At 65.3% G+C, this 13977-nt stretch carries 10 protein-coding genes; 9 read left to right on the top strand and 1 reads right to left on the bottom strand.

Annotated elements, in window-relative coordinates:
• Positions 1–2: 2 nt before the first annotated feature.
• From Pla175_RS18855 to Pla175_RS18815, 9 genes are read left to right on the top strand one after another with little or no spacing between them, the layout of a single operon-like run.
• The gene (locus tag Pla175_RS18855; protein ID WP_231953966.1) at positions 3–995 is read left to right on the top strand and encodes a D-ribose ABC transporter substrate-binding protein; all 993 of its coding nucleotides are present in this window, start codon (positions 3–5) and stop codon (positions 993–995) included.
• 2 nt (positions 996–997) lie between these two features.
• Positions 998–1630 carry a DUF2291 family protein gene (locus Pla175_RS18850; protein WP_145288860.1) on the top strand — a complete coding sequence of 211 codons (633 nt, stop codon included), beginning with the start codon at positions 998–1000 and terminating at the stop codon, positions 1628–1630.
• Positions 1631–1638: 8 nt separating this feature from the next.
• The gene (locus Pla175_RS18845; protein ID WP_197526985.1) at positions 1639–3195 is read left to right on the top strand and encodes a sugar ABC transporter ATP-binding protein; all 1557 of its coding nucleotides are present in this window, start codon (positions 1639–1641) and stop codon (positions 3193–3195) included.
• Between the two features lie 2 nt (positions 3196–3197).
• On the top strand, positions 3198–4169 hold the full coding sequence (locus tag Pla175_RS18840) for an ABC transporter permease (protein ID WP_145288857.1): 972 nt from the start codon (positions 3198–3200) through the stop codon (positions 4167–4169).
• A gap of 2 nt (positions 4170–4171) precedes the next feature.
• Positions 4172–5449, top strand: coding sequence for a ribulose-bisphosphate carboxylase large subunit family protein (locus Pla175_RS18835; RefSeq protein WP_145288854.1), 1278 nt, complete (start codon positions 4172–4174; stop codon positions 5447–5449).
• A 14-nt stretch (positions 5450–5463) separates the two neighbouring features.
• Positions 5464–6843 carry a four-carbon acid sugar kinase family protein gene (locus tag Pla175_RS18830; RefSeq protein WP_145288851.1) on the top strand — a complete coding sequence of 460 codons (1380 nt, stop codon included), beginning with the start codon at positions 5464–5466 and terminating at the stop codon, positions 6841–6843.
• 1 nt (position 6844) lies between these two features.
• Complete coding sequence (locus Pla175_RS18825) at positions 6845–7504, top strand: aspartate/glutamate racemase family protein (RefSeq protein WP_145288848.1); 660 nt, start codon at positions 6845–6847, stop codon at positions 7502–7504.
• The gene (locus Pla175_RS18820; protein WP_197526984.1) at positions 7501–8823 is read left to right on the top strand and encodes a bile acid:sodium symporter family protein; all 1323 of its coding nucleotides are present in this window, start codon (positions 7501–7503) and stop codon (positions 8821–8823) included. Before Pla175_RS18825 ends, Pla175_RS18820 begins: the two co-directional genes overlap by 4 nt.
• Before the next feature lie 10 nt (positions 8824–8833).
• Complete coding sequence (locus Pla175_RS18815) at positions 8834–11962, top strand: DUF6298 domain-containing protein (RefSeq protein ID WP_145288845.1); 3129 nt, start codon at positions 8834–8836, stop codon at positions 11960–11962.
• Here Pla175_RS18815 and Pla175_RS18810 read toward each other — a convergent pair.
• Positions 11959–13974, bottom strand: a complete 2016-nt coding sequence (locus Pla175_RS18810) for a glycoside hydrolase family 127 protein (RefSeq protein WP_145288842.1) — start codon at positions 13972–13974, stop codon at positions 11959–11961. The two genes, Pla175_RS18815 and Pla175_RS18810, sit on opposite strands and share 4 nt — an antisense overlap.
• Positions 13975–13977: the final 3 nt, after the last annotated feature.

The raw sequence follows: 13977 nt of genomic DNA, 5'->3' as shown, positions 1-13977 counted from the left end.
CAATGAAAACTTTTCAATATCCTGCCGCATTTATGCTGCTTTGGTTGATGGTCGTCACCACGGGCTGCGCTGAGCCCGGGGGGGGCGATAAGCCGATGGACGTCGACCACGGCGCCGCCGAGAACGCGCAGCATGGCCGTATCGCGGTCGTGGTTTCGACGCTCAACAATCCTTGGTTCGTTGTGCTGGCGGAGGCCGCCAAATCGCGCGCGGAAGAGCTGGGGCACGAGGCGGTGATCTACGATTCTCAGAACGACGTTGCTAAGGAGGCGGCCACCTTCGAGAACGTCCTCTCTGCGGGCTACGGCGCCATCTTGTTCAACGCGGTCGACTCGGAAGCCTCGGTCGCCAATGTCCGAACGGCCAAGGACAAGGGCGTCCCGGTGTTCTGTATCGACCGCGAGATCAACGCGACCGACGCCGCGGCCGCGCAGATCCTCTCCGACAACTATGCCGGATGCGTCGAACTCGCCCAGTACTTTGTAGAGGTCGTCGGCGAGGAGGGAACGTACGCAGAGTTGTTGGGTCTTACCGGCGACAACAACACCAGCGCCCGATCCAAGGGGTTTCACTCCGTTGTCGATCGGTATCAAGGATTGAAGATGGTCGCCCAGCAGAGCGCCGACTTCGATCGCACCAAAGGTCTCGAAGTCATGGAGGTCATCCTGCAGGGCAGCCCCGGCATCCGGGCCGTGTTCTGTGGGAACGACGCGATGGCGCTCGGCGCCTACCAGGCGATTGAATCTGCCGGCAAGAAGGACCAGATCAAGGTTTTCGGGTTCGACGGTGCCGAAGACGTCGTCCGATCAATTGCCGACGGAAAGATCTCCGCCACGGCGATGCAGTTCCCCAAGAAGATGGCCCAGCAGGCGGCCGAGTTTGCGGACCAGTGGCTTAAAGGGAAGCGGGACTTCGAACAATCGATCCCCGTCGCGGTCGAGCTGGTGACCGCTGAGAACGTTTCTCGCTACGGCGATTATGGAGCGAAGGAGTAAGCATGGCGGAGGTGCTTCGCTGGGTGATCGGGCTTGCGCTGCTGGGCGTTTTGCTTTGGCTTGTGCCGCTGGTCCACATTACGCGGCTCGACGCCAGCGCGTCCAATGAGAAATCCGGCGAGTTCGAGGCCGGTGCCTACGCTGAGCGGCTTTGGTCCGAAGCCCTGACCCCCAGGTTTGCTCGGGCCCACGAGGCGTCTGATGCGCTGGACGCAATCGAGAGCGACCCGGGCCAGGCACGGGAGGCGATCGGCCGCACCGTTGGTGTAAGCCGCGGGTTTATGCTGTTCGTGCAGGGCAGGGGACGGATCGTGTCGGTCGACCGCGCCGGCGTAGCGGTGGCGTTCGGCGACGGCGACGCCGCCGACATCGTGCTGCAGACCGGGCCGATCTTTGGCAACGCGGTCCGTGACGCTCCGGGAATGGTTGAAGCGAAAGAAGTCGCAAACTCACAGGATTTTAACGACCTGTCGGCCGAGCTGAACCGGATTGCGGAGCGGAAGGCGGCCTACCCACTTGCCGAAGGCGCCCGGCCGGGAAGGCGGCTGAGCTTCGTCGCGTGCGCCGAAGTCAAAGACCCCCAGCGCTTTGCACGCCCGCTCAAGGCGGCCCCCGTTTCAATCGAGCTTGAGTAGCCGCCGCCGTGCCCCAAGCAGCCCCCAACGACGAACCCCCGCCGGTGCTTGAGGCGCGTGGCATCTGCAAGTCGTTCCCCGGGGTGCGGGCCCTCGACGGCGCTCGGTTGCTGGTCCGCCGGGGGAGGCTCAACGCGGTTCTCGGCGAGAACGGCGCCGGCAAGTCGACGCTGATGAACATACTGGCCGGCGTCTTTCAGGCCGATTCTGGCGAGGTCCTGCTGGACGGCCAGCCGGTGCGGTTCCGCAACCCTCGCGAGGCGCACGCCGCGGGGGTGTCGATCATCCACCAAGAGCTGACGCTCGTTCCATCGCTCTCGATTGCCGAGAATCTATTCCTCGGCCGCGAGCCGCTCAATCGCTTCGGGCTAGTCGATTACAGCAAGATGCGACGCAACGCCGTGGCCCTGCTAGCCCGCCTTGGGTTGAGAGTCGACCCTAGTACCCGCGTTGAGCAGCTCTCGATTGCATCGCAACAGGTAATTGAGATCGCAAGGTCTCTGACGTGCGATTCACGGGTGTTGATCCTCGACGAGCCCACCTCGGCGCTCACCGGTCAAGAATCCGCGGCGCTCTTCCGCCTGATCCGCTGCCTGAAGGACGACGGTGTTGGGTTGGTGTACATCACGCACCGCCTAGAGGAGCTCGCCAAAATTGCCGACGACATTACTGTTCTTCGCGACGGTCGCTTCATCGCTTCGAAGCCCTTCGCGGGCACGACGCACGATGAACTGGTGCGGTTGATGGTGGGTCGAGACGCGCTTCCGAGCATCAAGAGCCCGGCGCCGATGGGGTCTTCGCCGCTGCTCACAGTCAAACGTCTTGCCATGTCCGGAACCGGACGCTCGCTGCTACCACGTCTCGATGACATCAGTTTTTCGGTTGTGCGGGGTGAAGTAGTCGGCCTATTCGGGCTGATGGGAGCCGGCCGGACGGAGCTGCTGCAGTGCATGTTTGGGCTCTATCCGCGACGGGCCTCCGGCGTGGTTTGTGTTGACGGGAAACAGATCGATCTCAGGTCGCCCCGCAGCGCCATCCGCGCCGGGATGGCCCTAGCGCCCGAGGACCGGAAGTCCGAGGGCTTGGTGCTGGGTATGAGCGTTACCGACAACATCTGCCTGGCCCTACGCGATCGCGGGTACGGTGTGGGGCTGCTGAGTCCGGCCCGCGAGCAACGCGTAGCACGTGAGTTCACCGATCGGATGGCCGTGAAGACTCCATCGCTCCGCCAGAAGGTGCGAAACCTGAGCGGCGGCAATCAGCAAAAGGTGGTGCTGGCGAAGTGGCTTGCCGCCAGGCCTAAGGTGCTGTTGCTCGACGAGCCCACCCGCGGGATCGACATCGGCGCCAAGGGAGAGATCTACCGCCTCATCGGCGACCTCGCCGCCCAGGGGCTAGCGGTCGTGTTGGTTTCGTCCGAACTCCCCGAGGTGCTCGCGTTGGCGGACCGCGTGTTGATTCTCTGCGAAGGACGGATCTCCGGCGAGTTCTTGCGGGAAGAAGCAACCGAAGACGCGCTGCTTCAAGCCGCGTTGCCCAAATCGACACCCCGACAACCGGCTTAGGCATGGCCACAACTATCCGGCAACGCATCGCTCCGCTGCAATCGCTGATCGCGCTCGCCCTGTTGGTGCTGTGGCTGACGCTGGCCAACGACCGGTTCCTGACCGTCGACAATAGCCTGACCGTGCTCCGCCAGATCTCCGTGAACCTATGCCTGTCGATCGGCATGACCATGGTGGTCCTGTCGGGGGGGATCGACCTCTCGGTCGGATCGGTGCTGGCGCTTGCCGGCGCGGTCGCGGCGGGGCTGCTAAAGACTGGTCTGGACCTCGAGCCGATCGGGATGCACGTGTCGTTTACCGTCGCCGGGGCCATCACCGCCGGCGTGCTTGTGGGGGCCGCGGCGGGCTGCTTCAACGGGCTCGCCATCACGCGGTTCGGGCTCCCGCCGTTTATCGCGACGCTGGGCATGCTCAGCATCGCACGTGGCCTCACCATGCTGTGGACCGGCGGTCACCCGATCACCGGGCTCGGCGAGTCTTTTGCCCAGCTCGGCACGGGGAGATTGCTCGGCGTCCCGGTCCCGGTGTGGGTCGCGGCGGGGCTGGTGCTGTTGTTCTGGGTTGTAACGATGCGCACCCGGTTCGGTCGCCACCTGTACGCCGTCGGAGGCGCCGAGCGCGCGGCCGAACTAAGCGGCGTAGACGTCAGGCGGGTGAAACTGCTGGCCTACACCACCTGCGGCGGGCTCGCCGGGGTGGCGGGGCTGTTAATGACGGCCCGTGTCAATTCCGCGACACCCAACGCCGGCGTCGCAGACGAGCTGGACGCGATCGCCGCGGTTGTTATCGGCGGCGCCTCGCTGTCTGGAGGACGCGGCTCGGTGCTCGGCACCGTCCTTGGGTGCCTGATCATTGGTATCCTCAACAATGGCCTCGCCCTCGAAAACGTGTCGCCCAATTGGCAGCAGGTGATCAAGGGCGCCGTGATCCTGGTCGCCGTAGCCATTGACCGTGTAAGCAGGAGCGAAAAGTAGCCATGACCGATCGACTGCACGCCCGCTACCTGGTCGAAACACCGCTGAAGGTCGAAGACGCAGCGGCCGTGCTTGCGGGCGAGCAATCGTCGGGCACCTTCGTTGCAGTCCCTGGCGAGACCGATGCGCTGAAGCAGCGTTTTTCGGCCCGTGTGGAGCAGATTGAGCTCTTGGAGTCGGTCGGCGAGCCAAGCCTGCCCGGCTGTCGCGGGGGGGCCGGCGCGTTTCAACGGGCGGAGATCGAGGTCTCCTGGTCGCTAGAGAACATCGGCTTCAACCTCCCTACGCTCATCTCAACCGTGCAGGGCAACCTCTACGAGCTTTCACAGTTTTCCGGCCTGCGGCTGCTCGATCTCGAGTTCCCCTCCGAGTACCAGAAGCACTACCAGGGGCCGAGGTTTGGGGTCGCGGGGACGCGGCGGCTGGCGGGCGTGGTAGATCGCCCGCTGATTGGCACGATCATCAAGCCGAGTGTCGGACTCTCGCCGAGCGACACGGCGGCGCTGGTGCAGACGCTCGTCGACGCCGGCATCGACTTCATCAAGGACGACGAGCTGATGGCCAACCCGCCGCACTCACCGTTCGACGATCGGGTCGCCGCCGTGATGCGGGTGGTCCGCGATCATCAGCAGCGCACGGGCAAACTGGTGATGGTCGCCTTCAACATCACGGACGAGCTCGACGCGATGCTGCGGCACTACGACACGGTAGTCCAGGCCGGCGGGAGCGCGGCGATGATTAGCCTGAATAGCGTGGGCCCGGTGGCCTCGAAGCGTATATGCGACCGCGGTCAGCTCGCCATCCACGGCCACCGCAACGGCTGGGGAATGCTCAATCGTTGCCCCATGCTGGGGATGGACTTCGCGGCCTATCAGAAGATCTGGCGGTTGGTGGGGGTCGATCAGCTTCACGTCAATGGCATCCAGAACAAGTTCTGGGAGCCCGACGACTCGGTGGTGCGGTCGATTGAAGCGCTCCGACGACCCATGTTCGGCGGCTACCAGGCGCTCCCGGTAGTCAGCTCGGGGCAGTGGGGTGGCCAAGCGCCGGAAACCTACCGCCGCACCAGGACGATCGACCTGCTCTACATGGCCGGTGGGGGCGTCCTGGCGCACCCCGGCGGCCCGGCCAGCGGGGTCCGCGCGCTGAATCAGGCGTGGGACGCGGCCGTCGCCGGACTATCATTAGAAGAAGCCGCGTTGGGAAGCCCGGAGCTTGCCCAGTCCCTCGCGGCTTTTGGCGGCGCGGCCAAGCGCACGCCGTCCGAACGGAAACCCTAGGGTTCTTAACGGCCTTGTCTGTACCGTCTCAACAATCCGAGCTCAAGATCGCCTACTACGGCGACGACTTTACCGGCTCGACCGATGCGATGGAGTGCCTCGCCACCGCCGGGATGCGGACGCGGTTGTTCCTCGATCCCCCCACCACACACCAACTAGCCGCGATGCCGGGGCTCGATGCGATCGGCGTGGCGGGGCGCTCGCGGGCGCTGCCGACAAGTGAGCTGGACGCAGAGGTGCGGCCGGTCCTCACGGCGCTCCGCGAGCTCAACCCAAGGCACGTCCACTACAAGGTCTGTTCTACGTTCGATTCCTCCCCCGAGATCGGGAGCATCGGCCGGGTGATCGACATCGCGGCCGGGGTGTTTGATTCGCCCTTTGTGCCCTTGGTCGTTGGCGCGCCGCTGCTGGGGCGATGGTGCGTTTTCGGGAACCTGTTTGCTGAAGTCGGCATCGGCAGCGGTGGGGAGGTCCACCGCCTCGACCGTCACCCCGCGATGCGGCAGCACCCAACCACGCCGGCGGATGAAAGCGATCTGCGGCGCCACTTGGCCCGGCAAACGGACAAAGCGATCGGCCTGTTCGACATGCGCAAGCTTGATCTGCCCAGGCCCGAGGCGGCGAAGGCGCTCGGCGACCTGCTGCGAACGGGGCCGTCGATCGTCCTCTTTGATGCCCTCACCGAGCGGCACATTGAAACCATCGGTCGCTTGATCGACGCCTACGCAGACAACTCTTCGCCCTGCTTCTCTGTCGGCTCCTCGAGCATTGAGACGGCGCTCGCTGCTCAATGGGGTCCAACCAGCAATCGCATCGGTACCGTGAGCCGGGCTGAGAACGCCCTCTGCGGTCCGGTAGTGGTCGCGTCGGGCAGCCGTTCGCCCGTTGCCGCCCAGCAGATCGACTTCGCTCTGACCCACGGGTTTGTTGAAGCGCCCATGAACGCACCGCGACTAATGTGCAAGCAGAGCGCCGAGGGTGAGATCAATCGAGTGATCGATGTTGCCGTGGCAGGACTCCAAGCGGGGCGTAGCGTAATCGTTCACACCACGCGGGGTCCGCACGCAGAGGGGGACGGTGTCTCGCCGCGGGAAGGGGGCGTCGCCAGCACCCTGGGCGGTGCGCTGGGAACGGTGCTTGCCGGCTGCGTTTCTAGGATTTGCGTCCGTCGGGCCTGCCTCGCGGGGGGAGACTCATCCAGCTACGCGGCGCGTGCGATGGGGATTACTTCGCTGGAGATGATCGAATCGCAATCGCGCGGCGCGCCGCTCTGCCGCGTTTGGGCCTCTCGGGCCGGCGTGGACGGGCTGGAGATGGCTTTCAAAGGGGGGCAGGTTGGTCGCCCCGATTACTTCGTGACGTTTGCTCAAGGCGCCCCAGCAGAAGAGGATTAGCGTGTCGAAGAAGACCCTCGGATTGATCCATACCTCGGCAACGCTGGTGCCGGTGTTCGCCGCGTTGTGCCGCGACAAGCTGCCCGGCGTGGAGGTGTTCAACATCGCGGACGACAGCCTCATCAAAGAGGTCATCCGCTGTGGCGAGCTGACGCCGAGCGTCTCGCGCCGCGTGGCGGGCCACGTCGAGGCGGCCGAGGCCGCGGGGGCGGACTTCGTGCTAGTGACTTGCTCGTCGATCGGCTCGGCGGTGGAGTCCGCTGCAAAGCTCGTCGGCGTCCCGGTGCTGCGGGTCGACCAGCCGATGGCCGATCAAGCGGTCCGCCACGCAGGCCGGATCGGGGTCGCCGCCACGCTCTCCACCACGCTCGGCCCCACGGCCGATCTGATCCAGCGGCGCGCCGCGGCCCAGGGATCGACGATCGATCTCACAACGCGACTATGTAAAGGCGCCTTCGAGGCGCTGATGGGGGGCGACCCCGAAACTCACGACGCAATGGTCGCCGATGCGCTGAAAGAGCTCGCCACCAGCGTCGACGTCATCGTGCTGGCGCAGGCGTCGATGGCTCGGGTCGCGGAGGGCCTGCCGCCAGACGCCGGGCGGGCGCCAATCCTCACCAGCCCTCCGATCGCGATCGACTACTTGGCGAGCGTGCTGTGATTCCTGATTGGACCCACCGGCTTGAACGCGTCTGCCTCGGCGGCGCTCTGCTCGCGGTGATCGGCGTCGCGGTCGGGTTCGCGACTCAGAACGCGGAGTTGTGGCGGACCTCAGCGATCTGTTCTGCGGTCGCCTTTGCGGTGGGGGTCGTCGCCATCCGCTCTTTGCGCCCCTTCCAGTTCACGGCATGGATCGTTGCGGCCGTGGTCGCGGCCATGCTGGCGCCTTGGGTGTTTCGGCCGTTCCCGTCCGACTCGGCCAACTACAAGTTGTTGCTGTTAGTGTTGATTCAGGCGGTGATGTTCGGCATGGGGACGCAGATGAGCCTCCGCGACTTCGCCGGAGTGGCGCGGCAGCCGTGGCCGGTCGCGGTGGGGCTCGTTTGTCAGTTCACCATCATGCCGCTGGTGGGATTCGGCCTGGCCATCCTCTTTGATCTTCCGCCAGAGCTGGCCGCAGGGATGGTGCTGATCGGTTCCTGCTCGAGCGGTTTGTCGTCGAACGTGATGGCCTACATAGCCCGCGCCGACCTCGCGCTGTCGATCACTCTGACCGCGATCGCCACGCTGCTGGCGCCGGTGGTTACTCCGTTCTGGATGTGGGCGCTCGCGAGCACATTCCTCGAAGGGACGTCCGTCGTGGTCAGTTTCGTAGGCATGATGGCCTCGATCATCAAGATCGTGGCCGTGCCGATCGGCGCGGCGCTGATCCACGACTACCTGAAGCACGCCAGCCCCGCCGGCAGGCGCGTCATCTGGGGCTTGGCGCTGCTGGGCGTGGCAGCGCCGATCGCTTGGCATGCGGGCGTCTGGCCCCGAACGGCCAACTCTTCCGCACTGTACGTTGAGCTGCTGATGTGGGTCCTTGGCGCGTTCTCTTTTGGGACGCTCTACCATCGAGCGACGTTGGTCTGGGAGTCGCTGGACCGCTGGATGCCCGCGGTAGCGATGGCGGGCATCATCTGTGTCACCGGAATGACCACCGCGGAGGGCCGGGAGTACCTGTTCGCGGTCGGCGCGACCCTTGTCGCGGCCGCGGCGCTGCATAACGTGCTAGGCTTCGGGCTGGGGTACTGGGCGAGCCGCGCACTAGGCATGGACCGACAGGCGGCCCGCACCATCGCATTCGAGGTGGGCATGCAGAACGGCGGCATGGCTACCGGGCTTGCCGTAGCGATGGGGAAGCTCGGCTCGCTCGGACTGCCGGCGGCGATCTTTATCGCTTGGATGAACGTCTCCGGATCGTTGCTGGCGAACTTCTGGCGAAGGCGTCCCGTTTCGCCAAGCCTAACGGATGTCGAGGCTGATGAGACACAATAGGACGAACCCCATGAAGAACTCCCGGCGGCATTCCCTACTCGCCTGCTACCTGATCACGGTCCTCATGCGATCGCAGGGAGCGCTGTGCGCGCCGGACTGGCCCGTGCGTCCAGACGACAACGGCAAGCTGGTGTACGCGACCGATGAACTGGGGAACCGCGTACCCGATTTTTCTTCCTGCGGCTACGCGGGTGGCGACCGGCCGATCCCTTCGCCCGCAGTGAAGATTTTTCTATCGCCGGAAGCGAGAGAAGACGGGCGACGGATTCAAGCCGCGATCGACTCCGTCTCCGCACTCCAGCCAGACGACGCCGGTTTCCGGGGCGCCGTGCTGCTTCGGGCCGGCGAGTATCAAGTCGCAGACGACCTGCGTCTGACAGCCAGCGGCGTGGTGCTGCGGGGGGCAGGCGCAGCAGCGGGAGGGACGACGATCATCGCAAAGGGCGTCGGCCGCCGCCCGCTTGTCCGGATCGGGCGTCAGGGCCCACAGGAGGCATCCGGCTCTCGCGGTAAGCCTGTGGCGATTGCGGACGCCTATGTCCCGGTTGGCGCCACTCGGCTGCGGCTGGAACAGAACCACGGTCTTCAGACCGGCGATCGTGTCGTGGTCGTCCGGCCCTCCACAGACGCGTGGATCGCTGCGCTCGGCGCCCGCGCTACCGGCGTCGGTTGGCGCGCGGGGAGGTGCGACATCCGTTGGGAGCGGATCATCAAATCGGTGGATGGGGCAGTCGTAACCTTAGACGCGCCGATCACCACCGCGATCGAAGAACGGTTTGGCGGCGGCACGATCCAGACGCACGCTCCGACCGATCGGGTAACGGGGGCAGGCATCGAAGACCTGACACTACGCTCCGACTGCGACGCGGCGAATCCCCGCGACGAAGAACACAGTTGGTACGGCGTCGTGGCCAACCATGCCGAAGACCTGTGGGTGCGCAGGGTTAGGTTTGAGGGCTTCGCCGGAGGGGCGGTGCTGTTGCGCGACGCCACTCGGCACGTCACTGTGGAGGACTGCCTCGCGTTGTCACCCGTCTCGGAACCGGGGGGGTACCGTCGGCACAACTACATGACCAACGGGGGCCTGACGCTATTCTTGCGATGCTTCGCCGAACAGGGCATTCACGACTTCGGCGTGGGCCACTGTGCGCCCGGTCCGAACGCGTTCGTGAACTGCTACGCTGCGCGTGCGAGGGGAGACAGCGGCCCGCTAGAGAGCTGGGCGAGCGGCGTGCTTTTTGACAACGTGCGCATCGACGGCGCCGACTTGTGCATCGTCAACCGTTGGGGTCAGCCGGCCGGCGCGGGCTGGTCGGCCGCCAACTGCGTGCTTTGGCAGTGCCAGGCCTCGGTGATCCGTGCGTTCAACCCCCCGACCGCGCAGAACTGGGTGCTGGGCTACTGGGCGGAACCCTTTGGCGACGCCGTGTTCCTTGGACAAAGCGAGTTCGTCAAACCGTTGAGCCTCTACCAGACGCAGGTCGGCGACCGGTTAGGAGAAGCACGCGCCGAGGCGGCAGGGCCGTTCTTGCTCGACCCGGTTGAGTCAACCAACCCTACCGTCGAGCAGGCGGAAAAGTTTGTCGCGAGCTCAACGCACCGCACCCCCACCCTCCGAGGCCTGATCGAAGCACGGATGCGGCGCGCCCATCGGAGCGAGATAGAAGACGCCGCGCATGGAGAATCGATTCCAAGTTCGACGCCGGCTGAGAAAGAATCGGAAGCACCGCCTGCGGTCCGTGTGGTGAACGGCTGGCTGACGCTCGGTGGCAAGGTGATGACCGGTGGGCATGTCAACCCGACCTGGTGGCGCGGGACGATCCGGTCGCAGGACGCGGCGGAGTTTGGCCCGTCGATCACGCGGTTTGCCCCGGGACGCTACGGAGAGGGGCTGACCGACGAGCTAGAATCGGTCGCCGATCGGATGGCCGAGCGGGGCGAGGTGGCGTACGACCACCACTACGGGTTGTGGTACGACCGCCGCCGCGACGACCACCTGATGGTCCGCCGCGCGGACGGCGCCGTGACGCCGCCGTTCTTCGAGCAGCCTTTCGCCCGCACCGGGGAAGGGACCGCCTGGGATGGGCTCAGCAAGTACGACCTGACCAGGTTCAACCCTTGGTACTGGGGACGGCTGGCGCGGTTCGCCGAGCTTTGCGACCAGCGCGGCCTGGTGCTGATCCACCAGCACTACTTTCAACACAACATCCTGGAGGCGGGCGCCCACTGGGCAGACTGTCCCTGGCGGCCCGCCAACAACGTCAACGACACGGGGCTACCGGAGCCCCCCCCGTACGTGGGCGACAAGCGGATCTTCCTCGCCGAGCAGTTCTACGACGTCACGGACGAACGCCGGCGCGCCCTCCACGAGGGGCAGATCCGTCACGGCCTCGAAGCGCTTGCGGGCAGCAATAACGTGCTGCACTCGATCGGCGCGGAGTACACCGGCCCGTTGGAGTTTACGCGGTTCTGGCTCGACGTTGTGCGGCAATGGAAAGACGAGACGGGCAATGAGCCACTGGTCGCGCTGGCCGCTACGAAAGACGTGCAGGACGAACTTCTGAAGCACGAGCCTTGGCGGAGTGTCGTGGACGTGATCGACATCCGCTACTGGTGCTACGACCGAGAGGGGGGGCTGTACGCCCCGGCGGGGGGCGTGAACCTCGCCCCGCGGCAGCACTTTCGGCAGATGAACCCCAAACCGGCCGACCCCGCTTCGATCGCCCGCGCCGTCCGCGAGTACCGCATCCTCTACCCCCAGAAGGCAGTAACCTACTTCGCCGGTATGTACTGCCGCAGCGACAACGATGGCTGGGCCAGCCTGATGGGGGGAGGATCGCTCGCCGATGTGCCGCCGCTGCCGGAGGGTCTTGCCCGGCAGCTCGTTTGGATGCGGCCCCTGGAGTCGCATGACGAATATGTGTTGCAACTGGTTGGACCAAAGGGCAGCCGGTTGCTCTACGCACTGAACGGCAACGACCGGCTGGCGGTAGACTTTCCCGGGACGACCGCAGATTATCGATTGACGTGGATCAATCCCAAGAGCGGTCAGACGACCGAGGAAACCGCAAGACTGGCAGGCCGCACGAGCCTAAGGCCTAAAGAGCCGGTGCTTTGGATCACGCCACTGAAGGACTAGTCGCGCGGCAGCCAGACCGTCATCTCTGATTTGCCGCGATTGCCCCACGCGAAGTAGGGCACAAACTCGCCACGCAGCGGTCGCGGCTTTTGGCCGCTCAACGGCCGGTAAAGTGATTTCCAAGACTCTGGGTCGCGGGCAAGCAGCTCTGCCTCCAGCACGGTAACCCCGCCCAGCTTGTCTGACTTGTAGGTCGCCGTGATCCGTGACGACAGCGGGAGCGCCACCGTCGGGAGGTCGACGCCATCTGGTAGATCGGTCGACTCCAAACAGTACACGATCGGCCCACGCTTCAGGGCAACCTGGTTGCGTGTTTCTTCCACCAAGGGGTGGGACTCAAGCATCACCACCGGCATCGGCAGGTTGAACCGGACCGTGTCTCCCGCACGCCAGCGGCGTTTGATCTCAGCGTAGCCCCCGGCCTTGCCGTAGGTTACTTCTTCGCCGTTCACAAGGATCTTGGCGCCGGATGCCCAGCCGGGGACCCGTAGGTGGAGCGTCAGCTCTTTTCCTTCCCACGCGTCGATCGTCAGCCCAACATCGCCGTCCCAGGGGTAGTCGGTCGTTTGCGTAATCCGCAGCAGATTGCCGTGCACACGCGTGTTGAGGGAGCTGCTGCCGTACAGGTTCACCCACACGCCGACTTCCGACTTACTGTAGGCGTAGGCGCCGAGCTCCGCGATCGTTCTCAAGACGTTGGGAGGACAGCAGTACGACACGATGAACTTTTCACGCGTGCGCGACCAACGCAGCTCCGTCGGTTCAGGGTCGACGCGTCGGAGCGGATTGACGTAGAAGTACTCGGTCCCCTCAAGGCTGACGCCAGAGAGGACAGCGTTGTAGAGCGCCAGCTCTAGCCAGTCGATGTACTTGGCCTCGCCCGCGGCAGAGAACATCCGCCAGTTCCACATCAGCGCGCCGATCGCGGCGCAGGTCTCGTTGTGCGCGGTCGTGTTGGGGAGCTGGTAGTTGCGGCCGTAGGCCTGATGGATGCGGCTAATCTGTGATTGGGCCTCGGAGCCATCCGGTGATGCGCCATCGTACAAGGCGCCGCACGCGCCCGTGACGTAGAGTTTCTTCTCCACCACGTTCTCCCAAACCGCCTCGAGCGGCGCCCAAAGCTCTGGGTCGCCCGTTTCGAGATAAAGGTCGGCCGCTCCCGTGTAGAGGTAGTTGGCCCGCACTGCGTGGCCGACCGCTTCGTTCTGCTGGAGGAAGGGGATGCGGTCCTGGTTGTCATCGCCGCCGTCGGTGACAAGGTTCCGCATGCTGAGAAACTTCTCGGCCAACCTCAGGTAGCAGGAATCGCCGGTGGTGCGGTAGAGCTCGACCGCTCCCATGTAGTGTGAGGGACAGACCGCGTTGCGGGCCAATTCGGGCGTGGGGTTGGCGAAGGCGTCTTCGAGGAAGCCCGCCGCCTTCTCCGCTACGTCTAGCAGTTCGCGACTGCCGGTAGCGCGGAAGTGGATGCACCCGGTCGTCATCAGGTGACCCATGTTGTACACCTCGAAGTCGTGCCGATCGGCAAATGGACGGGCGGAGGGGTCGCCGTTCCGCTGGGCGATGAGCACCGGGGTGTGCAGGTAGCCGTCGTCGCGCTGGGCCGCTGCGATGGCGTCGACCGACTCGGCGACGGCCTGCTCGAGGTCCGTGTTGGGCGAGACCGCCAGCGACGCGCAGGCCGCCTCGATCCACTTGTAGAAGTCGCCGTCGTTCCACGCCGCCCCGTGGTAGTCACCTTCCGCCCTGCCAGCAGCGATCAGAAAGTGCTGCAGGAACGGCTTGTACCGCGTGCCCCGCATGACCTCCCACATCGCGGGGATCGATCGGTCTCGAAACACCTTGGTCCGCGCCGCCCAGAACCCGTCGGTCCAGCGGACCTCCTCAACCCCGACGGGCCTTACCACCGCGTGGGGGCTGCGGGCTGTATCGACAATCGCCAGGCCCTCGGCCCGCGTCGCTGCCGCCGGCAAGGCGACGGCGCACAGGGCTGCAAACAAGCGCGCTCGCATTGG

The sequence above is a fragment of the Pirellulimonas nuda genome, assembly GCF_007750855.1.
Lineage (GTDB): Bacteria > Planctomycetota > Planctomycetia > Pirellulales > Lacipirellulaceae > Pirellulimonas > Pirellulimonas nuda.
The sequence above is the reverse complement of the archived record's forward strand: the minus strand, read 5'-3'. Positions and strand labels throughout refer to the sequence as shown.